Origin of the sequence: Kitasatospora sp. NPDC053057 (assembly GCF_044546945.1) — a bacterium.
Lineage (GTDB): Bacteria > Actinomycetota > Actinomycetes > Streptomycetales > Streptomycetaceae > Kitasatospora.
On sequence record NZ_JBITZP010000022.1, the window covers coordinates 16,149 to 37,351 of the forward strand.

Annotated in this window: 21 protein-coding genes; 9 read left to right on the plus strand and 12 right to left on the minus strand. The window is 73.4% G+C overall.

Going from position 1 to position 21,203, the window contains the following annotated elements; translation table 11 throughout:
• The first annotated feature begins 2 nt into the window (after nucleotides 1-2).
• Genes cobO through cpt form a run of 3 tightly spaced genes read left to right on the plus strand, consistent with a single transcriptional unit; the run spans nucleotide 3 to nucleotide 2,566 of the window.
• Nucleotides 3-608 (plus strand): cob(I)yrinic acid a,c-diamide adenosyltransferase, encoded by a 606-nt coding sequence (cobO, locus tag ACIG5E_RS23025; protein WP_396536085.1) that lies wholly within the window; start codon nucleotides 3-5, stop codon nucleotides 606-608.
• A 4-nt stretch (nucleotides 609-612) separates the two neighbouring features.
• Nucleotides 613-1,983 (plus strand): cobyrinate a,c-diamide synthase, encoded by a 1,371-nt coding sequence (locus ACIG5E_RS23030; RefSeq protein ID WP_396536087.1) that lies wholly within the window; start codon nucleotides 613-615, stop codon nucleotides 1,981-1,983.
• Nucleotides 1,984-2,023: 40 nt separating this feature from the next.
• Entirely contained in the window at nucleotides 2,024-2,566 is a 543-nt protein-coding gene (gene cpt / locus ACIG5E_RS23035) for a chloramphenicol phosphotransferase CPT (RefSeq protein WP_396536089.1), read from the plus strand.
• Between the two features lie 87 nt (nucleotides 2,567-2,653).
• Here cpt and ACIG5E_RS23040 read toward each other — a convergent pair whose 3' ends face one another.
• Together ACIG5E_RS23040 and ACIG5E_RS23045 are read right to left on the minus strand one after the other, a co-directional pair.
• Entirely contained in the window at nucleotides 2,654-4,378 is a 1,725-nt protein-coding gene (locus ACIG5E_RS23040) for a serine/threonine-protein kinase (protein ID WP_396536091.1), read from the minus strand.
• 132 nt (nucleotides 4,379-4,510) lie between these two features.
• Nucleotides 4,511-5,104, minus strand: a complete 594-nt coding sequence (locus tag ACIG5E_RS23045) for a TetR/AcrR family transcriptional regulator (RefSeq protein WP_396536093.1) — start codon at nucleotides 5,102-5,104, stop codon at nucleotides 4,511-4,513.
• Between the two features lie 140 nt (nucleotides 5,105-5,244).
• On the opposite strand from ACIG5E_RS23045, the gene ACIG5E_RS23050 reads away from it, so the two are divergent.
• On the plus strand, nucleotides 5,245-6,432 hold the full coding sequence (locus ACIG5E_RS23050; protein ID WP_396536095.1) for an FAD-dependent monooxygenase: 1,188 nt from the start codon (nucleotides 5,245-5,247) through the stop codon (nucleotides 6,430-6,432).
• Between the two features lie 309 nt (nucleotides 6,433-6,741).
• A complete protein-coding gene (locus ACIG5E_RS23055) occupies nucleotides 6,742-7,398 on the plus strand; it encodes a class I SAM-dependent methyltransferase (protein WP_396536097.1) in 657 nt (218 codons plus the stop codon).
• Nucleotides 7,399-7,564: 166 nt separating this feature from the next.
• Here the strand turns inward: ACIG5E_RS23055 and ACIG5E_RS23060 are convergent, their stop codons facing one another.
• A complete protein-coding gene (locus ACIG5E_RS23060; RefSeq protein WP_396536099.1) occupies nucleotides 7,565-8,077 on the minus strand; it encodes a MarR family winged helix-turn-helix transcriptional regulator in 513 nt (170 codons plus the stop codon).
• Between the two features lie 130 nt (nucleotides 8,078-8,207).
• Between ACIG5E_RS23060 and ACIG5E_RS23065 the strand changes: the two genes are divergently transcribed.
• Nucleotides 8,208-9,161, plus strand: a complete 954-nt coding sequence (locus ACIG5E_RS23065; RefSeq protein WP_396536101.1) for an EamA family transporter — start codon at nucleotides 8,208-8,210, stop codon at nucleotides 9,159-9,161.
• Between the two features lie 81 nt (nucleotides 9,162-9,242).
• On the opposite strand, the gene ACIG5E_RS23070 is transcribed toward ACIG5E_RS23065, so the two are convergent.
• The 4 genes from ACIG5E_RS23070 to ACIG5E_RS23085 form a co-directional block, all read right to left on the minus strand.
• On the minus strand, nucleotides 9,243-10,121 hold the full coding sequence (locus ACIG5E_RS23070; protein ID WP_396536103.1) for a hypothetical protein: 879 nt from the start codon (nucleotides 10,119-10,121) through the stop codon (nucleotides 9,243-9,245).
• A 97-nt stretch (nucleotides 10,122-10,218) separates the two neighbouring features.
• Nucleotides 10,219-11,253, minus strand: coding sequence for a TolB family protein (locus tag ACIG5E_RS23075; RefSeq protein WP_396536105.1), 1,035 nt, complete (start codon nucleotides 11,251-11,253; stop codon nucleotides 10,219-10,221).
• Entirely contained in the window at nucleotides 11,250-12,569 is a 1,320-nt protein-coding gene (locus ACIG5E_RS23080; RefSeq protein WP_396536107.1) for an MFS transporter, read from the minus strand. Before ACIG5E_RS23080 ends, ACIG5E_RS23075 begins: the two co-directional genes overlap by 4 nt.
• Before the next feature lie 5 nt (nucleotides 12,570-12,574).
• Entirely contained in the window at nucleotides 12,575-13,510 is a 936-nt protein-coding gene (locus ACIG5E_RS23085) for an alkaline phosphatase family protein (RefSeq protein WP_396536109.1), read from the minus strand.
• Between the two features lie 222 nt (nucleotides 13,511-13,732).
• On the opposite strand from ACIG5E_RS23085, the gene ACIG5E_RS23090 reads away from it, so the two are divergent.
• Both ACIG5E_RS23090 and cobC read left to right on the plus strand, forming a co-directional pair.
• A complete protein-coding gene (locus tag ACIG5E_RS23090; RefSeq protein WP_396536111.1) occupies nucleotides 13,733-15,001 on the plus strand; it encodes a cobalamin biosynthesis protein in 1,269 nt (422 codons plus the stop codon).
• Nucleotides 14,998-16,044, plus strand: a complete 1,047-nt coding sequence (gene cobC / locus ACIG5E_RS23095) for an Rv2231c family pyridoxal phosphate-dependent protein CobC (RefSeq protein WP_396536113.1) — start codon at nucleotides 14,998-15,000, stop codon at nucleotides 16,042-16,044. The genes ACIG5E_RS23090 and cobC overlap by 4 nt, the downstream gene beginning before the upstream one ends.
• Here cobC and ACIG5E_RS23100 read toward each other — a convergent pair.
• The 5 genes from ACIG5E_RS23100 to ACIG5E_RS23120 form a co-directional block, all read right to left on the minus strand.
• Nucleotides 16,031-16,843, minus strand: a complete 813-nt coding sequence (locus ACIG5E_RS23100; protein ID WP_396536115.1) for an MOSC domain-containing protein — start codon at nucleotides 16,841-16,843, stop codon at nucleotides 16,031-16,033. The genes cobC and ACIG5E_RS23100 overlap by 14 nt on opposite strands.
• Nucleotides 16,819-17,358, minus strand: coding sequence for a hypothetical protein (locus ACIG5E_RS23105; protein ID WP_396536117.1), 540 nt, complete (start codon nucleotides 17,356-17,358; stop codon nucleotides 16,819-16,821). Before ACIG5E_RS23105 ends, ACIG5E_RS23100 begins: the two co-directional genes overlap by 25 nt.
• A gap of 115 nt (nucleotides 17,359-17,473) precedes the next feature.
• Complete coding sequence (gene glnII / locus ACIG5E_RS23110; RefSeq protein WP_396536119.1) at nucleotides 17,474-18,496, minus strand: glutamine synthetase; 1,023 nt, start codon at nucleotides 18,494-18,496, stop codon at nucleotides 17,474-17,476.
• A gap of 193 nt (nucleotides 18,497-18,689) precedes the next feature.
• A complete protein-coding gene (locus ACIG5E_RS23115) occupies nucleotides 18,690-19,649 on the minus strand; it encodes an SCO1860 family LAETG-anchored protein (RefSeq protein WP_396536121.1) in 960 nt (319 codons plus the stop codon).
• Between the two features lie 244 nt (nucleotides 19,650-19,893).
• Nucleotides 19,894-20,187, minus strand: coding sequence for a DUF1330 domain-containing protein (locus ACIG5E_RS23120; RefSeq protein WP_396536123.1), 294 nt, complete (start codon nucleotides 20,185-20,187; stop codon nucleotides 19,894-19,896).
• A gap of 142 nt (nucleotides 20,188-20,329) precedes the next feature.
• Between ACIG5E_RS23120 and ACIG5E_RS23125 the strand changes: the two genes are divergently transcribed.
• Nucleotides 20,330-21,184 (plus strand): LysR family transcriptional regulator, encoded by an 855-nt coding sequence (locus ACIG5E_RS23125; protein ID WP_396536125.1) that lies wholly within the window; start codon nucleotides 20,330-20,332, stop codon nucleotides 21,182-21,184.
• The last annotated feature ends 19 nt before the right edge of the window (nucleotides 21,185-21,203 follow it).

The following is a 21,203-nucleotide window of genomic DNA, read 5'->3' on the forward strand; positions in this document are numbered from 1 at the left end:
ACATGCCCAAGGGCGTCCCCGAGAGCGTTCCCGACGACGGCCTGACCACCCGCCAGCGCCGTACCCAGCCGATCACCGCCGTGCACACCGGCCCCGGGAAGGGCAAGTCCACGGCCGCCTTCGGCATGGCGTTGCGGGCCTGGAACCAGGGCTGGTCGGTCGGGGTGTTCCAGTTCGTGAAGTCCGCCAAGTGGAAGGTGGGCGAGGAGAACGCGCTGCGCGTGCTCGGCGCCTCCGGCGAGGGCGGCACCGTCGACTGGCACAAGATGGGCTCCGGCTGGTCCTGGATCCAGCGCTCCGCCGAGCAGGAGATGTCCAGCGAGGAGGCGGCCAAGGAGGGCTGGGAGCAGGTCAAGCGGGACCTCGCGGCCGAGACCTACCGCTTCTACGTGCTGGACGAGTTCACCTACCCGATGCACTGGGGGTGGATCGACCCGGAGGAGGTCGTCTCGGTGCTCAAGGACCGCCCGGGCAGCCAGCACGTCGTCATCACCGGCCGGTACGCGCCCGAGGCGCTGACCGGATTCGCCGACCTGGTCACCGAGATGACCAAGGTCAAGCACCCCATGGACGCCGGCCGCAAGGGCCAGCGCGGCATCGAGTGGTGACCCCTTGAGCAACACCCCCCGCCTCGTCGTCGCCGCGCCGTCCTCCGGCGCCGGCAAGACCACCGTCGCCACCGGCCTGATCGCGGCGCTCGCCGCGCGCGGGCTGGCGGTGTCGCCGCACAAGGTCGGCCCGGACTACATCGACCCGGGCTACCACGCGCTCGCCGCCGGGCGCCCGGGCCGCAACCTGGACGCCTTCATGTGCGGGCCGGAGCGGATCGCCCCGCTGTTCCTGCACGGCGCCGCGGGGGCGGACGTCGCGGTGGTCGAGGGGGTCATGGGCCTGTTCGACGGGGCTTCCGGGCGCGGGGAGTTGGCGTCCACCGCGCACGTCGCCAAGCTGCTGCGGGCGCCCGTGGTGCTGGTCGTGGACGGCTCCTCGCAGTCCCGCTCGGTGGCCGCGCTGGTGCACGGCTTCGCGTCCTGGGACCCGCAGGTGCGGCTGGCCGGGGTGATCCTCAACCGGGTCGCCTCCGACCGGCACGAGCAACTCCTGCGCGAGGCCCTGGAGGAGGGCTCCGGGGTGCCCGTCCTGGGTGCGCTGCGCCGCTCGGCGGCGGTGGCCACGCCGTCCCGGCACCTCGGGCTGATCCCGGCGGTCGAGCGCTCGGCGGAGGCGCTCAGGGCCGTCGCGGACATGGGCTCCCTCGTGGCGGCTTCGGTCGACCTGGACGCCGTGCTGGCACTCGCCCGCACCGCGCCGGAGTTGGACGCCGAACCGTGGGACGCGTCGGCGGAGGTCACGCCGGTCGCCGGACGGCCGCGGATCGCGGTGGCAGGCGGCGCCGCGTTCTCCTTCTCGTACGCCGAGAACGCCGAACTGCTCGCCGCGGCGGGCGCGGAGGTCGTCCCGTTCGACCCGCTGCACGCCTCGGCACTGCCGGAGGGCACGGCCGGACTGGTCATCGGCGGCGGCTTCCCGGAGCTGTACGTACGGGAGTTGAGCGGGAACGCCGCGCTGCGTTCGGCGATCTCCGGGTTCGCCGCCGCGGGCGGGCCGGTCGCCGCCGAGTGCGCCGGACTGCTGTACCTGGGGCGGGAGTTGGACGGCCTGCCGATGTGCGGGGTGCTGGACACCGACGCCCGGATGACCGAACGGCTCACCCTCGGCTACCGGGAGGCCGTCGCCCTGCACGACTCCCCGCTCGCCCCGGCCGGCACCCGGGTGCGCGGGCACGAGTTCCACCGGACGGTCTGCGAACCGGGCGCGGGCGACCAGCCGACCTGGGGCTGGCGCCTGCCGACCGGACCGCGCACGGAGGGCTTCGCGGGCGGCAACGTGCACGCCTCGTACCTGCACCTGCACTGGGCCGGGACGCCCTCGCTGGCCTCGTCGTTCGCCTCCGCCGCGGCTGCTTTCAATGGCGGCCTTTGATGCCGGGACGGGGTCGGAGGCGCGACCGTAGGGTGGGCGCATGCATGTGATCGTCCTCAACGGCGGCTCCAGTTCCGGCAAGTCGAGCATCGCCCGGCGCCTCCAGGAGCTGCTGCCGGAGCCCTGGCTGCACCTCGGCGCGGACACCATGGTGGACGCGCTGCCGCCGTGGCTCCTCGGCGGGGACGAGGGCATCGGCGGCCTGGAGGACGGGGACGGCACGGTGGCGGTCGGGCCGGTCTTCGCCCGGCTGGACGCCGCCTGGACGGTCGGCGTGGCGGCGATGGCCCGGGCCGGGGCCCCGATCCTGGTGGACGAGGTGTTCCTCGGCGGGGCCGCCTCACAGCAGCGGTGGCGCTCGGCCCTGGAGGGCCTGGACGTGCTCTGGGTCGGCGTGCGCTGCGACCCGGCGGTGGCCGCGGCCCGGGAGGCGGCGCGCGGCGACCGGGTCGCCGGGATGGCCGCCGCGCAGGCCTCGGCGGTGCACGAGGGCGTCGCGTACGACCTCGTCGTGGACACCGCGCAGGCCTCGCCGGACGAGTGCGCCGAGGCGATCCTCACGCGGGTGGCCGCAGGGAGTTGAGCGCCCGCGGGCGGCCTCCTGCGGTTGACTGTCGGGCAGCACCCGAGGTGACGGTCGCGGACCGGCCCTAGCGGGCCGGGGCGTGGATCACAGCGCCAGGGTCTGCCAGCCGCGGGTGATCTGGTCGTGGACGGCCGCCGGGTCCGGTGGGGTCGGCTGGGCCGCCGCCAGCGCCGCCAGCAGGCCCGCACCGTCCGCCGGGCGCTGCGCCGGGTCGATGGCCAGGGCGCGGGTGACGACGGCGGCCAGCGCCGGGTCGAACGCCTGGACCGCCGCCAGCGCCGCCGGCTCGGGCCCGGTCTCCACGATCCGGCGGATCACCGCACCCGTGTTGGTCGCCGCGAACGGGCTCGCGCCGTGCGCCGCGCACACCACGCAGCACGCCCAGGCCCACACGTCGGCCGCCGGACCGACCCGCTCCTCGCCGAACTGCTCCGGCGCCATGTACGTCAGGGTGCCCGGCCCGCCGCCGGTGGCGGTCAGCCGGGTGCCGTCCACGATCGCCGCGATGCCGAAGTCCAGCAGGCGCGGGCCCGCCGTGGTCAGCATGATGTTGGCGGGCTTGAGGTCCCGGTGGACGAGCCCCAGCCGGTGCACCCCGGACAGCGCCACGGCCAGCGCCAGCGCGAGGGCGCGCAGCGCCTCGGCGGAGCGGATCGGCCCCTGCTCGCGCAGGTGGACGTCCAGCGGGCGGCCGTCCAGCAACTCCATGGCCAGGTACGGGCGTCCGGAGTCCACGCCGGTGTCCAGCACCCGGGCGGTGTAGGCGCCGGGGACCATGGCCAGCACCTCGGACTCGCGCTGGAAGCGGCGCAACAGGTCCGCGTCATCGAGGAGTTCGAGGTTGATGGTCTTCAGCGCGACCTGGGTGGCGGAGCCCTGGCGCTGGGCGAGGTAGACCGTGCCCATGCCGCCGGAGCCGATCCGGCCGAGGAGCTGGTAGCCGCCGATCGTGCGGGGCTCGTGGGCACTGAGCGGGCTGCCGAGGGGCGGGCTCGACAGCACGGGCGGGGCGGTCGGGGGCGGTGGGGCGGGCTGGGCGAAGTGCGTGGGGACGTACGGGGGTTGCGGCATCTGCGGCGGGGTGGCCGGCGCGTGCGGCGCCTGCGGCGTGTAGGGCATCTGTGGTGGCACGGTGGGGGCGTACGGGTTCTGCGAGGCCAGTAGCGCCTGCGCGGCCTGGGCGGCGCGGGCGGCCTGCTCCTCCTGCGTGCCCGGCCCCTCCGTGCCGACCGGCTTGGGGTGGCGGCTCACCAGCAGGGCGATCACCTGGAAGACCAGGGCGGTGAAGATCAGGCCGATCGGCAGGAGGAACACGACGATCACCGCGCGGAGCAGCACCAGACCGATCAGCCGCGCCTGGGTCGAACCGGATGTCCAGATCTCCCGGGGCAGGCCGGCGGTCAGCAGCTTGCGCTGGGTCAGGTACCACAGCAACAGCCACAGCAGCAGGAACCCGACGAACAGGGCGATGTACAACGTCCGCGCCTCGGCCCGGGGGATGTGCCATTCGAAGGCGAGGTACACGGCGTTGTTGAGGCTGAACGGCCGTTCCAGCAGGTAGTAGCTGTGGTGGTCCTCGAAGTACACGGTGACGCCCGCCCCGACGGCGGCGACCAGACCGACCGCCAGCTCGCCGAAGGTCGCGCCGAGGCCGCCCGGCGCTCCCCCGGTCGCGTCGGCGCCGGTGGCAGCCAACGCCCGCCGCCGGGTGGCCGTTTGGGCGCGCACCAGCACCGGAAGTGCCGCCAGCCGTACCAGCAGCGCCAGTCCGACCGTGATCAGTAGCGCCATGTCGAGCAAGTCCAGCATATTTCCCCCTGCCTGATCGGGCACAGGGAGTATAGGGGGAGGGGGAGGGGACACCGGGGCCCGCCATCCGACCCCGTCAGGCCTCCCCTCTCAGCTCTCCCCTCTCAGCTCTCCCCTCTCAGCTCTCCCCTCTCAGCTCTCCTCGTCCAACAGTGCGGCGAGGTAGCGGTCGATGTCGACGCGCAGTTCCTCCGGCATCGGCACCTGCCAATGCCCGCTGCCGGCCGTCGCGTTGAACAGCACGCCGTCGCACCAGCGGATCAGCCGACGGGCGTCCGCCTCCGGGGCGGTGGAGCCGGCGGCGGCGAGCAGGTCGGCGGCGATCCGGGCGAAGCGGGCGCCCAGGCGGTCGTAGACGGCGCGCAGTTCGGGCCTGCGGGTGGCCTCCAGGGCCAGTTCCAGACGGGCCAGGGTGAGCCTGCGGCCGCTGGTGAGCGCCTGGAAGAGCGCCTCTGCGCCGACCTCGACCAGCAGTTCGCGCGGCGGGAGGGCGGCCCCCGGCAGCCCGCCCTCGGTGAGGTCCGGGTAGTCGGCGGTCTCCCGCTCGACGATCCGGGTGAGCACGAGTTCCAGCAGGGCGGCCCTGGTCCGGGCGAGGTTGGAGGTCGAGCCGGCGGGCAGGCCGGACGCGTCGTCCACGGCGCGGTGGGTGAGCCCGCGCAGGCCGGCGTCGGCGATCAGGTCGATGGCGGCGTCGGCGATCAGGGTCGGTCGCGGGGGTGTCATGGGTCCGATCATGGCCTTTCCGGTCGGGCTCCCCCAACTCACTACAGCCGTAGTTTACTGATCACTACACATGTAGTACCGTGCTGGACCAACGGATACTACACCTGTAGTGACCGGATCGTGTGAGAAGAGGAGCCCTCATGCCTCCCATGGGCCTGCACCAGGCGATCGTCATCGGCGGTGGCATCGGCGGCCTCACCGCCGCCCTCGCCCTCCACCGACAGGGCATCCCCGTCACCGTCCACGAACGCGCCGCCTCACTGGAACCCGTCGGCGCCGGACTCGCCCTCGCCCCCAACGCCCTGCGCGCCCTCGACCGGCTCGGCGTCGGCCCCCGGCTGCGCGCCCTCGCCGCCCCGCACCCCGCCGTCGGCGTGCGCCACCCCTCCGGCCGCTGGCTCGCCCGCACCAGCACCGCCGCCGTCGAGGCCCACTTCGGCGACCCGATCGTCGCCGTCACCCGCGCCGACGTCATCGCCGCCCTGGTCGACGCCCTCCCGGAGGGCACCGTCCGCACCGACTCCCCCGCCACCGTCACCGACCCGGGCGACGACCGGCAGCCCGCCGTCGTCCGCACCGCCGACGGGGACCGGCCCGCCGCACTGGTCGTCGCCGCCGACGGCATCCGCTCCGCCACCCGCGGCCTGCTCTTCCCCGGACACCCCGGCACCCGCTACAGCGGCTTCACCACCTGGCGCTCCATCGTCGCCCCGGGTCGCCGCCCGGTCGCCGTCGGCGAGGTCTGGGGCCGCGGCCGGCTCGCCGGGATCGTCCCGCTCGCCGACGACCGGGTCTACCTCTACGGCGCGGCCCTCGCACCGGCCGGCGCCCGGGCCGCCGACGGCGAACACGCCGAACTCCAGCGGCTGTACGGCGACTGGTGCGCGCCCGTCCCCCAGCTGTTCGCCCTCGCCGAACCCGACCGGGTGCTCCGCAACGACGTCTGGGACCTCGCCGACCCCCTGCCCGCCTACCACCACGGCCGCGTCGCCCTCCTCGGCGACGCCGCCCACGCCATGTGCCCCTTCCTCGGCCAGGGCGCCTGCCAGGCCATCGAGGACGCCGTCGTCCTCGCCTCCCTCCTCACCCCCACCGGCGACCCCGCGCCCGCCCTCCCCGCCTACACCGCCACCCGCCTCCCCCGCACCACCGCCATCGTCACCGCCTCCCGTCGCACCGGCACCCTCATCGCCCTCCGCACCCCCGCCGCCACCCTCCTCCGCACCACCGCCCTCACCCTCGCCGGCCTCCTCCCCACCCGCACCCTCCTCCGCCGCTCCGCGGCGATCTACAACTGGCAGCCGCCGACACTCCGCACCGAGGTGTGACGGGGCCGCCTCCCGCCCTCACACAGCGACCGGGAGGGGTCTCCTCGCGCTGGCGGTCGTGGCGCTCAGTGGTCAGGTAGAGGTCCTCGCCGTCGCGCCGCGTGACGTGGACGCGCTGGGCACGCTCCACGGTGTCCGCGACGCGCTTGGAGTTCTTCGACAGGTCGGAGAAGGACACGGTGAGAGGCGACATGATTCGACGCTAATCCGGAATATGTTCCGCAGTCAGTCGCGATTGCTGTGCACGCGTGATCGGCCCGGGCCGACAAGGCGGGCCGGATGTCGGAGGTGGTTGCGATGATGACCGGTATGAGTGACTCCAGCAGGGCCATCGCTGATTACTGGGACGCTGCCGCACCGAGGTTCGATGACGAGCCGGATCACGGGTTGCGGGCGGCCGGGACACGGGAGGCGTGGGGGCGGCGGGTTCGGGGGTGGGTGCCGGCGGGGGCCGTGGATGTGCTTGATGTCGGTTGTGGGACGGGCTCGTTGGCGGAGTTGATCGCGGCGGGTGGGCATCGGGTGACCGGTGTGGATCTGGCGCCGCGGATGGTGGCGCGGGCGCGGGCGAAGCTGGCGGCGGCCGGGCTGGCGGGGCGGTTCCTGGTGGGGGACGCGGGCGCGCCGCCGGTGCGGGAGGGCAGCTTCGACGTGCTGCTCTGCCGGCACGTGATCTGGACGCTTCCCGACCCCGAGCAGGCCCTGCGCGCCTGGGTGCGGCTGCTCCGGCCGGGCGGGCGGCTAGTGTTGGTCGAGGGGCGGTGGCGCGAGGCGGGCGAGCGGGCGAAGCCGTACGTCGCCGGGGCGGAGCGGCTGCCGTGGGGCGGCGGCGTCGGGGCGGAGGAACTCGCGTCGGCGCTACGGCCGTTGGTCGCGGAGCTGCGGATCGAGCCGCTCAGCGGGGACGCCGCCCTGTGGGGTGGGCCGGTGAACGACGAGCGCTACGCGGTGGTCGCGGACCTGTAGCGGGAGTCACGAGCCGCTGCCGAAGGTGCCGTTGACGGCTTCCGCCCAGTCCTCGGGCGCCTCGGCCACGATGCCTTCGGCGATCCGCCGTGCCGCCTGCTCGATCACTGCCCTGCCCCTTGCGCCTGCCACCGGGGACAGCATGGCAGCGGGCACTGACAGCTCCTCAGTCGATCAGCGATTCGGTGTCGCCATGGGCGATGAGGAGCTTGCGCAGCAGGGTGTCGAGCTGGGCGCGCTCGTCGGCGTCGAGGGTGGTGAGGATGCGCTCCTCGTTCTGGAGGTGGCCGGGCAGGGTGGCGTCGATGAGCTCCTTGCCGGCCGGGGTGAGGCGGACCAGGACGGCGCGGCGGTCGGTGGGGCAGGGGTTGCGTTCGACCAGGCCCTTGGCGGAGAGCTTGTCGACGCGGTTGGTGATGGCGCCGGAGGTGACCATGGCGGACTTGAGCAGGGCGCGGGCGTTGAGCTCGTAGGGCTCGCCGGAGCGGCGCAGGGTGGCGAGGACGTCGAACTCGGAGGAGTCCAGGCCGCAGGTGAGGAAGTACTCGCGGAGGGCGTTGTCGACCCGGACGTTGAGTCGCCGGAGCCGGCCGATCAGGGCCATGGCCTCCAGGTCGAGGCCGGGGTCGACCCTCCGCCACTGCTCGGCGATGTCGTCGACGGTGTCGCGCTGCTGCATGACCTGTCATCTCCCTCTCGGTGCGCCCGGTCCAGATATCTTAACATTCACATACTTGACGTTCGCCGATCCCGGGGCGTAGAAATATCTCAACGTTCAGATAATCAACGTTGAGGGGATCGGGATCGCCATGGACCGCAAGCGCGCAGGGATCGCCGCCACCGCCGCACTCGCCCCGGCCGCCTGGGGCACCACCTACCTGGTCACCACCCAGCTGCTGCCCGAAGGCCGTCCGCTGCTGCTCGCCGCGCTGCGGGCGCTGCCGGCCGGGCTGCTCCTGCTGATGATCGGCCGCAAACTGCCCAAGGGGCGCTGGTGGGGGCGCGCGGCAGTGCTCGGGATGCTCAACATCGGGCTGTTCTTCCCGCTCACCTTCGTCGGCGCCTACCGCCTGCCCGGCGGCGTCGCCGCCACCATCGGGGCGATCCAGCCGCTGCTGGTCGCCGGGTTCTCGGTCGGCGTGCTCCGCGTACGGCCCGGACGCCGGGCGGTGCTCGCCGGGCTGGCCGGGGTCGGCGGGGTGGCGCTGCTGGTGCTCAAGAGCGGGGCGAAGCTGGACGGTGTCGGCATCGCCGCGATGGTCACCGCGATCGGCCTGATGGCCATGGGCACCGTCCTCACCCGCCGCTGGGGCCGCCCGCAGGGGGCCACCATGGTCGACCTCACGGCGTGGCAGCTGCTGGCCGGCTCGATCTTCCTGGTCCCGCTCGCGGCCGTGGTCGAGGGCGCGCCGCCGGCGCTGAGCGCCTCCAACCTGGCGGGCTTCGCCTACCTCGGGCTGTTCAGCACCGCGCTCGGGTACGTCCTGTGGTTCCGCGGCATCGAACGGCTCGGCGCCGGGCCGGCGTCCTTCCTGGGACTGATCAACCCGGTGGTGGCCACCGTCGGCGGCCTGGTCGTGCTCGGCCAGACGCTCACCCCGTGGCAGGTGCTGGGCCTGGTGCTGGCGCTCGGTGCCATGCTCGTCGGCCAGGCCCCGGCCCGCCGGAGTGCCACGGCGAGCCCGGCAGCCGCGGCTCCTGCGACCTTGCCCCAGGTACCCACGGCTCAGACCGAAGCGCTCCGAACGGCAGCCGCCCGCTGACGATCCCGGCCCCCTCCGTCCCGCCCTCCGTCCCGCCGGGCGCCACCGCCCGGCGGGGCGGAGGCGTCTTCCGGCGCCGCCTCAGCCGGTGGCGCGGATGTAGATGTCGGCGGCCCCCGGCAGGCCGCCTGGGATGGTGGCGACGTAGATCCGGCGGGCCGTCGGCGCATGGGTGGGGACGGCGGACGGGGTCGCGGTGGGCGTCCAGGTCGGGGTCGGGGTGGGGGTCGGGCTCGGGCTCGGGCCGGGCGTGCCGTCCACGGGGGCGTCGTTCCCGGGAGCGTCGTCCTCGGGCTCGTCGGCCACGGCGGCGTTTCCCGCGCCGTCCGGGTCGGCCTCGGTCGGCGTCGGCTCCGCCGCGATCGCGGCGGGCGCGGCGGCCGCGGCGGGCGCGGCAGACGCAGACGGCGCGGCAGGCGTGTCCGGCGCGGCAGGCGTGGCGGACGCATCGGGCGCGCCCGCCGCACTCGGCCCCGAGGAGGGGGCGGAGGGCGAAGCCGGCTCCTCCGGCAGTTCCGGCGCCTCCGCCGGCTCGTCGCCCCCGAGGGCGGCGGCGAGGTCCGGCGGCAGCGGCGCGGCCGGTCCGGGCTCGGGGAGGTCGTAGGTGCGCAGGAAGTCGCCGAGGCCGGGTTCCTTGCCGCCGCCGAGCCGGTAGTGCAGGTACGCGATGGGCGCGCCGTCCGAGGTGCGGGTGTAGACGGCGCCGACCGGGACGTAGTAGCGGCCGGCGCCGGGGTGCTGGGAGGGGTGGAGGCCGGCCAGGCGCTCGGCGCGGTCGCGGTCGGTCTCCCGGCCGCCGACCCCTCCGGCGGTTAGCGCGTTGACGCCGCGCACCACCAGGGCGGCGGCGACGGACACGCACAGCACCAGTCCGACGGCGACGGTGCGCCGCAGGACCGGGCGGCCGTGCAGGGCCGGCCAGGAGTCGGTGACCATGCGCTCGGGTGGGATACCGTCCACGGTTGTCTCGCTCCCCCGTTTCGATCAGGACGCCCGGCCGGACCCTTCGGTCAGGGCGTCACACTCTGCTCGACGTGGGACGGTAGCGGAGAGTTCCTCAGCCCAGGTAGGCGGGGGCGACGGCAGCCTTGGTGACCAGCCGCGCGGTGCCGGAGCCGTCCGCCGGGACGGTCCACAGGTCGGCGCCGTAGTCCCCGGGCAGGGCGTAGAGCAGGGTGCCGTTGTCGGACCAGAGCGCCTGGTCGTCGATGTTGCGCTGCTCGGCGGTGGCGGTCTCGGTCCCGGTCGCGAGGTCGAGCACGTACAGCCGCCAGGGGGCGTCGGGCGACAGGCCGGGGACGCGCTTCTTGTAGGCGACGCGGGTGCCGTCCGGGGAGAGGGAGGGGCACTCGACGTTGTCGTGCAGGGTGGTGAGGGTGCGGGCGGCGAGGTCGCCGCGGACGAGGTGGGTCTGTCCGGAGGTGGCGAGGGTGGCGTAGAAGGTGTTGTCGTCGGCGAAGGTGACGCCCCAGATGTTGACGTCGTGCGCCTGGTACGGGTGGCCGTCCTTGACGACGGCGAAGTCCTCGAGGTTCTCCCGCAGGTTCCAGTCCCGCACGTCCACGATCGAGGTGCGGGTGGAGAAGTTGGTGCCCGCGTAGGAGTCGCCGCTGACGAAGACCGTCCAGGCGGCGAAGTGCCCGGACGGGGAGACCCGGGCGCGGGTGGGGATGCCGGCGGCGGGGAAGGAGCGCCGCTCGTGCAGGTGGTCGTCCAGGATGACGGCGCGGTAGGTGTCCTCCAACGCGCCGTGCTGGGCCTGCAGGCAGATGCCGGTGCCGGCGGCGGCGTGGAAGCGCAGGCACTGGGTGCCGGAGGCGGTGCGCGGCCCGTCGGGGTGGTCGGCGGGGACGGTGGTGATCTCGTCCCGGTGCGGGCCCCACGCCATGTTGCGGAAGAGCAACTGACGGCCGTTCGAGGGGGCTTGGAGCGAGACGTTCCCGGGGGAGACGGCCGGGCCGCCGGACTGGGTCTGGTCCCGGCGGGCGGTGCGGTCGGCCGCGTAGAGGACGGCCCCGGTGCCGACCGCGCCGAGCACCAGGACGGCGACCAGCAGCACGATCACCCTGGTGCGGTTGTTCTGCAGGTTCACACACCCTCCTCAGCGGCAACGGTCCCGGACGAACGCAGCACCACCGCCGCGCCGGCCACGCACAGCGCCAGCGCCCCCGCCGACCAGGCGAGCGCGGTCGGGCCGCCCACCGCGCTCCACAGCGCGCCGAACAGCAGCGAGCAGGCGAACCGGGCCAGCGCCTGCCCGGTGCCGACCAGGGCGAGCCCGGCGCCGCGCTGCTCGGCGGGTACGGCGTCGGCCGCGGCGGCGGCGAGCACGCCGTCGGTGGCGGCGTAGAACGAGCCGTGCAGCACCAGGACGCAGAGCACCGCGGGCAGTCCGCGCAGCGGCGAGAGCAGCAGCCCGTACGCGAGCAGCAGCACCCCGTGCCCGAGCAGGAAGAGCCGGCGGCGCCCGATCCGGTCGGCGAGCGAACCGAGCGGGACGGCGAGCAGCAGGAAGGCGGCCGCGGTGCCGAGCGGCAGCAGCGGGAACAGGTTGACGGACAGGCCGAGTCGGCGCTGGATCAGTAGGTAGAGAAAGGAGTCGCTGACGGTGGTGAGCCCGAGCAGCACGGCGCACGCGGTGAGCCGGCGCAGGCCGGGCAGGCGCAGCAGGGTGAGACTGCTGCGCAGCGAGGGAGCGATAGTTGACGGAGCGTCACCGTTCTGCCGGCTGGGCACGAACAGCAGCAGGATCAGCACGCCCAGCGCGGCGACGCAGGCGCTGACGGTGAACACCGCTTCGTAGCCGTGCCGCTCGCCGCCGTCGGCGAGCATCGGGCCGCCGGCCAGCCGCAGCACCAGGAAGGCGGTGAGCGGGCCGAGCAGGGCGCCGGCCGTGTCCATCGCCCGGTGCACGCCGAACGCCCGTCCGCGGTGGGCGGGTTCGGTGGCCAGCGAGATCATCGCGTCCCGGGGCGCGGTGCGCAGGCCCTTGCCGGTGCGGTCGACGGCGATGACGGCGCCGATCAGCGGCACGGTGTGGACGAACAGCAGCAGCGGCCGGCACAGCGCGGACAGTCCGTAGCCGACGGCCGCGACGGCCTTGTGGCGGGCGGCCCCGTCGCGGCCGCGGCGGTCGGCGAGGTGGCCGCCGACGAGCCGGACCAGGGCGCTGAAGCCGTTCTGGATGCCGTCGAGCAGGCCGAAGCCGAGCGGGGAGAGGCCGAGTCCGGTGAGCAGGTAGAGCGGAAGCACGGCGTTGACCATCTCGGAGGAGATGTCGGTGACCATGCTGACGGTGCCGAGGGCGAGGACCGCCCCCGGCACGGCGCGCAGGGCGGCGCCCCGCCGCACCTGGCCGGTGGCCGGTGCGACGGGGGCCTTGGAGCTGCGGGAGTCCGCGACGTACACGGGTGTCAGTTCCAGATGCCGCTGATGTCGGCGGCGTTGGCGGAGTTGCCGGCGTGGGCGTTGACGCCGGCCAGGTCCTCCAGGGTGTGGAGCACGTCGTAGTGGTTGTAGGTGGTGGCGGTGGAGCTGCCGGGGGCGACGTGGGCGCCGTAGACGACGGTCGGGATGCGGTTGCCGGCCAGGCGGTTGTCCTCGTCGAAGGTCACCACCAGCAGGCTGTTGTTGCTCTTGGCCCACTGGGCGTAGGCGTCGAGGTTGGTCTGCAGCCAGGAGTCGCCGGTGCCCACCGAACAGTCGTGCATGTCGTCGCACAGGTCCGGGATGACGAAGGAGACCTTGGGCAGGGTGGTGAAGTCGGTCGGGAACGCGTCCATGCCGTAGGCGCTGGAGGTGGGCACGTTGCCGAAGCCGAACCACGGGTTGTGCTTCTGCGCATAGTTGCCGCTGCTGCAGTCGGTGGCGCCGACGGACGGCAGGCCCTCGTTGTAGCTGGCCCAGGTCTGGTTGGCGGCGAGCAGCTCGGACGCCAGGTTGGGCTGCTGCAGCGCGCCGACGTCCACGCAGCTGTCGTCGACGACGCCCTGCGCGCTGCCGGAGAACAGCATGTAGTAGTTGGGCTGGCTGGGGTGGGTGAGCGCGTACGACTGGGTCAGCGTCGCGCCGCCGGCGGCCAGGGTGCCGTTGATGTACGGCGCGCTGGAGCTGCCGATGACCTGCGAGTACGCGTGGTTCTCCAGCATGACGACGACCACGTGGTCGGGCGAGGGCAGGCCGGCCGCGGTGTCGGCGGCCGCGCTGCCGCCCGCGGCCCACAGGCCGAGCGAGCCGGCCACCAGGCCGAGGCCGGTGGCGAGGGCGGTGATCGGGCGGAGCCTGCGGCGACGGGCGGGGCGCGGACCGGCGGTGGGGGTGCCGGGGGTGCGGAGTCGTGCGAAGGCCATGGGGTCCTCCGTGAGTCGGGGCTTCCGGGGCGGGAGCGCCGAGAACAGTAGGATCGCGGCGTGTCGTGTACCGCACAAGAGAAGTGAAGAACAGAAGAACAGCTGCGAGGCGGTCCTGATACGGAGTAATCGGCGCCGCGTCGGATGTCACACGCGTCCCGATTGACCCTTTTCGGCCGCACGTGGTGGGATCACGGGGGCTTGGACGAAGGAGTACGCGACGTGATCGGACTGGTCGCCATCGACGGGGCGGTCAGACCGCTCGCGACTGAGCTGCACGCTGCCTGGCCGGAGAGCAGCCGCGTCCACGTCGCCTCCATCGGCAACTGCTTCCAGGCGCCCGATGCGATGTCCTTCGCGCTGGGTCGGTACCGGCGGGTGGTCGCCTTCGCACCACTGCCCACGGTCGTCTCGCTGCTCCGGCATTGGCACATCGAAGCCCCGCGCGGCACCAGCCTGCTCTGTGTGGACCCCCAGCGACGATGGGTGATCCCGCTCGCCGGCGGCGAGGCCGCCGAGGAACTGGCCCGGGAGGTGCAGCTCGTCCTGGGGGTCACCCCGGTGCTCACCGACTACCCGTCGCCGCCCGGGGACCCCGCGATCACACCCTCCCCGCCCTTCGTGCCCGGCACGCCTGCGGACGCCCCGGTCCTGCGGGTCGTCGACTGGGAGGAGCCGGGCGAGAGCGACGTCCTGGTGTACCCACGCACCCTGGTGGTCGGGATCGGCGCTGGCAGCGGCACCGAACCCGCCGAGCTGATGCGACTGCTGACGGATACCCTGGCGGAGGAGGGCCTCGACCGCTCCTCGGTGGCCCGGCTGGCCACCGTCACCGGCAAGGCGGACCATCCGGCGGTGCGTTGGGCCGCGTCCCGCCTGACCGGGGTGCCGGTGGACGAGCATCCGGTGGCGCGACTGGCGGACGTACCGGTGCCGAACCCGTCCGACCTGGTCGGTACCGCCGTCGGCACCGCGAGCGTCGCCGAGGCGGCCGCACTGGCCAGTGCGCCGGGCGGCCGACTCGTGGTCACCAAGCGGAAGTCGGCGACGGCGACGGTGGCGATCGCCCGGGCGGCGGTGCCCGGGCGGCTGGTCGTGATCGACCTCGGACCGGACGGCCCCGACCGGTTGGGGCCGCAGGCGCTGACCGAACTGCGCGGCGCCTCCGCGGTGGTGGGCCGGCCGAACACGGTCGAGGCGCTGGCCGACCTGCTCCGGCCGGGCACCCGGCAGGTCGCCGTGGCGGCGCCCGGGACGGTACGGAGCGCGAGCGGACGGGTGGTGCCCTGGGCCTACGCGGCGCAGGACGGCACCGGAACGGCGGTCGACCACATCGGGGCGGCCACCGAACTCGCCGCGCACGGGCACACCGTCGCACTGGTCACCCACGGCGACGACGCGGAGCCCGCGGTGCCCCCCGGCCGCTACGACGTCCACCACGTGCCCCAGCCGACCGCCGTACCCGCACGACCGGCAGGAGACCCCGCATGACCGCCCACGAGCCCGACCTGCGCCACCACGGCGACGCCGAGGTGCGGGCCGACGGGAGCGGCCTGGTCGACCTCGCCGTCAACGTCCGCACCGGCACGCCCCCGACCTGGCTGCGCGAGCGCCTGGCCGCCACCCTCGGCGACCTCGCCGCCTACCCCGACCAGAGCGCCGCCCGCGCCGCGGTGGCCGCCCGGCACGGGCGCCCGGTCGAGGAGGTGCTGCTCACCTCGGGGGCGGCGGAGGCCTTCGTCCTGCTCGCACGTGTTCTGACGCCTCGCCACATCGCCGTGGTGCACCCGCAGTTCACCGAGCCGGAGGCCGCGCTGCGGGACGCCGGGCACTGGGTGCACCGGGTGCTGCTCTCCCCCGAGGACGGCTTCCGGCTGGGCGCCGTCCCCGAGGAGGCGGACCTGGTCGTCCTCGGCAACCCGACCAACCCGACCTCCGTCCTGCACCCCGCCGAGGCCGTCGCCGCGCTCGCCCGGCCCGGGCGCACCCTGGTGGTGGACGAGGCGTTCATGGACACCGTGCCCGGCGAGCGGGAGTCCCTCGCCCCGGCCCGGGACCTGCCCGGCCGGGTCGTCGTCCTGCGCAGCCTCACCAAGACCTGGGGCCTGGCCGGACTGCGGATCGGCTATGTGCTCGGACCGGCACCGCTGATCGCCGCCCTCGGCGCCGCGCAGCCGCTCTGGCCGGTCTCCACCCCGGCCCTGGTCGCCGCCGAGGCGTGCAGCGGCCGGTCGGCACTGGCCGAGGCTGAGCAGGCGGCCGCCGAACTCGCCCTCTGGCGGGCGTACTTGCTGAAAGGCCTGGCCGCCTTCCCGGCACTGCGGGTGTACGGCGAGCCGGCCGCCTCCTTCGTCCTGGTCCGGCTGCCGGGCGCGGCCGCGGTCCGCGAGCGGCTGCGCGAGCACGGCTTCGCCGTCCGGCGCGGGGACACCTTCCCCGGCCTCGGCGAGGACTGGCTGCGGATCGCCGTACGGGACGAGGAGACCACCGACCGCTTCCTCAACGCCCTGGAGACCGTGCTCAGTTCAGCCTGACCTCGGCCCCGGGCTCGATCCGGCCGGGCGCCAGCACCTGCGCGTACACCCCCGCGCAGGGCAGTGCCGGCATCCCCTCCAGCGGGACCAGCCGGTTGCGCTCGGCGGGCACCCGCAGCGCGTCCGCCCGGCGGGGCAGCGGACCGTGCCCCAGGGTGGGAACGGCGCAGCGCGGGGTGGGCGCCACGATCCGCAGCCGCAGCGTCTCGCCGACGGCCAACTCCCGCCCCACCCAGGCGTTCTCGACGAACCCCTCGCCCCCGGTGCGGAGCACCAGGTTCGGCCGGTAACGCTCGGCCTCGACGCCGACGGCGCGCAGTGTGGCGTCGGTGATCAGGTGCACGGGGGCGAAGTCGAAGAAACCGCCTTCCGGTGCAGCCCGCCCCAACTCATTGACCGTCACCGGGACTTCGGCCTCGATCCCGCACGCCAGCACCTCTTCCGGCACCGCCCGCTCGACCGCCGCACCGGGCGGGCGCTCGGTGATCAGGGCGAGCTTGCGGCCGAGTGCCTCGGACAGCTCCGCCTCGTCCGCGACCCGCCCCTCCGGGCCGGTGATCGCCACCTGGCCGTCCGCCGCGGCCGTCGCCGAGTACCGCAGCAGCCCCGCCCACAGCCGGGGGTTCTTCGCACTGGCCACCCGCCCGGTCGCCAGGTCCAGCAGCGCCCGCTCCCGGTCCCCGGCCACGCCCCGCCCGGACACCTCCGCCGCCGAAAGCTCCTCCCCCAGCAGCGACTTCACCGGGTAGCGGCGCAGCCGTTCCACGTGGCCGATCAGCACGGCGCGTCCTCCGCCCACTCCCGCAGGGTCGCGAAGTCCTCGGCGAGCATGCCGACCCGCGGGTTGACGTGCAGGGTGAGCGCCGGGCCCGGGTGGTGGGCGGCGATCCACTCGGCGTCCTGCGGCCCCAGCTCGTCGTCCACCCAGACGAACGGCCGCCCGTCCGCCCAGGCGACCACGTCCCTGGTCTTCCAGTGCAGCCCGTCCGGATCCTCGCCGAACAGCTCCGTCCAGGCGATGTACGGGAGTTCGGGCAGCCCGAGGTTCGGGCCGATGAGCGCGTTCGCCTCGGCCATCCAGGTGGTCGCCCACACCAGCTCGTACGGCAGCGCCAGCAACTCGACCCCGTGCGCCGGGTTCAGCCACACCCGCAGCGGCTTCGCCTCGCCGTCCACCCGCCGGACCTGCCGCTCCATCCACCAGCTGGGCATCAGCTCGTGGACGCGGTAGCCGGCCGGCCGCCGGAGCCTCGGCGCGGCATAGGGATTGAGCGGTCCGTCCACGTCGAGCAGGAGCAGTGGCTGTCGAGTCATGCCGTGAATTGTCCGGTGGCCAACCGGGATTGACCAGCGATTTGCCCAAGCCGCAACGCCCGCAGGCCCTCCCCGAACGGGGAGGGCCTGCGGGCGTACGCACCTCAGGGGCGGATCAGACCTGGCCGGCCTTCTCCAGGGCCTCGCAGCAGGTGTTGATCAGGAGGCGGGTGACGACGTAGGGGTCGACGTTGGCGTTCGGGCGGCGGTCCTCGATGTAGCCCTTCTGCTCCACCTCGACCTGCCACGGGATGCGGACCGAGGCGCCGCGGTTGGAGACGCCGTAGCTGTAGACGTTCCACGGGGCGGTCTCGTGCTTGCCGGTCAGGCGGGACTCGATGTCGGCGCCGTACTGGGTGACGTGCTCCAGCACCTTCTCCTGGGAGGTGCCGAGCGACTCGCAGGCGGTGATGATGGCGTCGTAGCCCTCGCGCATCGCCTTGGTGGAGAAGTTGGTGTGGGCACCCGCGCCGTTCCAGTCACCGCGGGCCGGCTTGGCGTCCAGGGTGGCGTCGATGCCGAACTCCTCGGCGGTGCGGTACAGCAGGTAGCGGGCGATCCACAGGTCGTCCGAGACCGTCAGCGCGTCGACCGGGCCGATCTGGAACTCCCACTGGCCGGGCATGACCTCGGCGTTGATGCCGCAGATGGCCAGGCCGGCGTCGATGCAGCGGTCCAGGTGCAGCTCGACGATCTCGCGGCCGAAGACCTCCTCGGCGCCGACGCCGCAGTAGTAGCCGCCCTGCGGGGCCGGGAAGCCGCCCTCCGGGAAGCCGAGCGGGCGGGAGCCCTTGAAGAAGGTGTACTCCTGCTCGATGCCGAAGATCGACTCCTGCGAGGCGTACTTCTCGTCGACCTCACGCAGCAGGGCGCGGGTGTTGGACTCGTGCGGGGTACCGTTCGTCTCCAGGACCTCGCAGAGGACCAGGATGTTGTCGCCGCCGCGGATCGGGTCCTTGACGACCTTCACCGGCTCCAGCACGCGGTCCGAGGCGTGGCCCTCGGCCTGGTTGGTCGAGGAACCGTCGAAGCCCCAAGTGGGGATCTTGTCGGCGTTGGGCAGGACGCGAGTCTTGGAGCGGAGCTTCGCGGTCGGCTTGGTGCCGTCGATCCAGATGTACTCGGCCTTGATTGCCACGGCTTGGTCCCTCGCATTGCTGGGTGGTGGGTGCCCGCGTAGCGTCGCAAGCCGCCGTTTCCCGGTTGTTCCTCTCATGTAACGCGCATGTGAACCAACCGTCCGCGTTGGCACGGTCACGGTGCGGGAGTGCCGCGTGCGGCACCCCGCACCGTTTCGGGTGGCCAGGCGCGCTCAGTACCGGCTGGCGTGCTCAGTGCCGACGGGCGTGCGCGGCCCGGCGGCGCCGGGTGGCCCACAGCGCGGCCGCGCCGCCCGCGACCAGAGCGGCGGCTCCGGCGGCCAGCGGGCCGGTGGCGCTGCTGCCGCCGGTGCTGGCGAGCGTCTCGGGCTTGCCGGGCTTCTCCACCGCCGCCTGGGGCACGGCGGCCCGCGAGGTGGTGGTGTCGGCGACCGGCTGGGCGGTGGGCGCGCCGGTGGGCGCCGTGCTCGGGGTGTCCGTCGGAGCGGGGGCGACGGGCTTCTCGCAGCTCACCGAGGCCACGGTGATCGTACCGGTGACCTTGGCGACGTTCAGGTTCAGCGGGTTCACCTCCACCTGCACCTCCAGGGCCGAGGCGGCGGCGGTGGTCGTGGTGGTGGTCTTCTTGGAGAACTCCACCGACACGCTGCCGACCAGCGGCACGTCCACCTTGGTCGGGCCGTACAGCCCGACGGTGACGGGCTTGCCCAGCACGGTCAGCTTGGCGGGCGCGACCACGTCCGCGGTCGGCTGCCCGTCGACCGGGCAGGTGGCCTCGGCGCTCATCGCCTCCAGCCCGAGCAGCGCGGTGGCGGGCAGGCCGGGGGCGTGCACGTCGGCGTTGACCAGCTTGACGGAGGCGGCGGCGCCCTTGGCGTCGGCACGGGTGACGGACTTGCCGATGTCGGCCTTGACCAGCTCGACCGGGCCCCGCTGGTCGACGCCGTCCACCTTGGCGGTGAGGACGGAGCCTCCCCCAGCCTCCGGCTGGGGGGACCCCCATCGCTGCGCGGGTGTCTCCACCTTGTTGAGCGCGATGTCCACCGGGACGTCCACGGCGTTGTTCAGCAGCTTGACGTCCAGGGCGACTTCGGCGGTGACGGCACGCGCTTTGCCGGGCGAGGCGGCGGGCGCGGTCGAGGCCACGGGGGCGGCCTGGACGGGCGCGGCGGCGAGCACCGTGCAGACCACCGTGGCAGCCGCAGCAGAAACGATTCGATGAGAAGACAAGGCGGTACCCCAACGCAGATGAAACGATGAGCCGCCAGTCTTCTCGAACAATCCGTCACATGAGCACCACGGAACGTCATTTCACCCGTTGGAGTGAGATTGACGTTCTGCACTGACCTCGATCTGCTACGGCCCGCCCGGACGCATCAACTCCCCACACGGGTCCCCGCCGTCGTCGGCGGGGACCACGTGAGCGTTCGGGCGCTCAGCCAAGCCCCTCCACGACCCGCACATCGCGCTCCGCTCCGCCGTCCAAGACCGCGACGGCCCGCTGGTACTCCTCGCTTTCGTAGGCTGCGACCGCGGCGTCGTAGCTTGGGAACTCGATCAGGACCGTGCGCTCGGCCAGCCCCGACTCGAACGCGGTAACCCGGCCGCCCCTGGCCAGAATCCGACCGCCGGCCGCCTCCAGCGCGGGCTTCGCCAGCTCCCCGTACGCAGAGAGTTTTTCTGGGTCGCTCACCGACCGATACGTGCCGACCAGATATCCCTTGGCCATGCTGATTACTCCTCACTCTCAACTTTGTCCCCGGGAAGTCCCACCCGATCCGGACACTTTTCGTCGCGGTAGCAAGCCGAACGTAGCTATGCCCGTACGAATTTGGGAAATGCTTTGTGTGCCCCGGCTATGCTCCACAGTCATGGATGTCGAGCTGCGTCACCTGCGCGCGTTCGTCGAGGTGGCTCGACAGCGGTCGTTCACCCGTGCGGCCGAGGAACTGACCATCACGCAGCCCGCGTTGACTCGCACCGTTCAGCAGTTGGAGGCCGCGCTGCAGGTGCGGTTGTTCAACCGAAGCTCCCGGCACGTGGAACTCACCAACGTGGGCAACTCCTTTCTCGCGCAGGTGGAACGGGTGCTCAACGAGCTGGACCGGGCGATGAACGCGTTGAGTGAGCAGCTCAGCGTCCGGCTGGGATTCAGCTGGCTGATGCCGGACCCGTGGACGCAGCGCACCATCAGCGAGTTCGAGCGGATCTCGGGGAGCAAAGTGCACCTGGTACGCATCGACGATCCGATCCAGGCGCTGCAACGCCATGCGATCGATGTCGCGCTGGTGCGCGGCGGTGTGCGCCCGTCCGCGTCGGTCAAGGTGGTGCGCCTGTTCGAAGAACCTCGGGTGGCGATCGCCTGCGCCGCCGAGTCCGACGTGAGTCGGCTCGACCAGGTGGACTGGGCAGACGTTCCCCGCTGGCCACTCGTGGTGAATGTGGTCAGCGGCGCGACCGGCCACTGGTCCTGGGCTCCCGGCGAGGGGCCGCAGGAGGTGATCGAGACGACCAACTACGACGAGTGGGTGGAGTCGGTGGCCGCGGATCGCGGCATCGGGGTGGCCCCGGCAGTAGGGGTGCGCCGGATCAACCACCCCGGGGTGGCCTTCGTTCCACTGGTCAACGCGCCTCCGGTCCCGGTCGAACTCGCTTACCTGCCGCACGTACAGGAGCTCCTGCTGCGCCGGTTCATCGATGTGGCGACCACCACGGTGGACCGCTGACGCGCTCCGCCCACTTCGG

Bases quoted from the DNA above. Each gene is read 5' to 3' on its own strand.
- ACIG5E_RS23055 (WP_396536097.1), top strand. From the start codon at position 6,742: ATGAGTGACTCCAGCAGGGCCATCGCTGATTACTGGGACGCTGCCGCA.
- cobC (WP_396536113.1), top strand. From the start codon at position 14,998: ATGACCGCCCACGAGCCCGACCTGCGCCACCACGGCGACGCCGAGGTG.
- cpt (WP_396536089.1), top strand. From the start codon at position 2,024: ATGCATGTGATCGTCCTCAACGGCGGCTCCAGTTCCGGCAAGTCGAGC.
- ACIG5E_RS23045 (WP_396536093.1), bottom strand. From the start codon at position 5,104: ATGACACCCCCGCGACCGACCCTGATCGCCGACGCCGCCATCGACCTG.
- ACIG5E_RS23060 (WP_396536099.1), bottom strand. From the start codon at position 8,077: ATGCAGCAGCGCGACACCGTCGACGACATCGCCGAGCAGTGGCGGAGG.
- ACIG5E_RS23125 (WP_396536125.1), top strand. From the start codon at position 20,330: ATGGATGTCGAGCTGCGTCACCTGCGCGCGTTCGTCGAGGTGGCTCGA.
- ACIG5E_RS23050 (WP_396536095.1), top strand. From the start codon at position 5,245: ATGCCTCCCATGGGCCTGCACCAGGCGATCGTCATCGGCGGTGGCATC.
- ACIG5E_RS23105 (WP_396536117.1), bottom strand. From the start codon at position 17,358: ATGACTCGACAGCCACTGCTCCTGCTCGACGTGGACGGACCGCTCAAT.
- ACIG5E_RS23040 (WP_396536091.1), bottom strand. From the start codon at position 4,378: ATGCTGGACTTGCTCGACATGGCGCTACTGATCACGGTCGGACTGGCG.
- ACIG5E_RS23120 (WP_396536123.1), bottom strand. From the start codon at position 20,187: ATGGCCAAGGGATATCTGGTCGGCACGTATCGGTCGGTGAGCGACCCA.
- ACIG5E_RS23065 (WP_396536101.1), top strand. From the start codon at position 8,208: ATGGACCGCAAGCGCGCAGGGATCGCCGCCACCGCCGCACTCGCCCCG.
- ACIG5E_RS23085 (WP_396536109.1), bottom strand. From the start codon at position 13,510: ATGGCCTTCGCACGACTCCGCACCCCCGGCACCCCCACCGCCGGTCCG.
- cobO (WP_396536085.1), top strand. From the start codon at position 3: ATGCCCAAGGGCGTCCCCGAGAGCGTTCCCGACGACGGCCTGACCACC.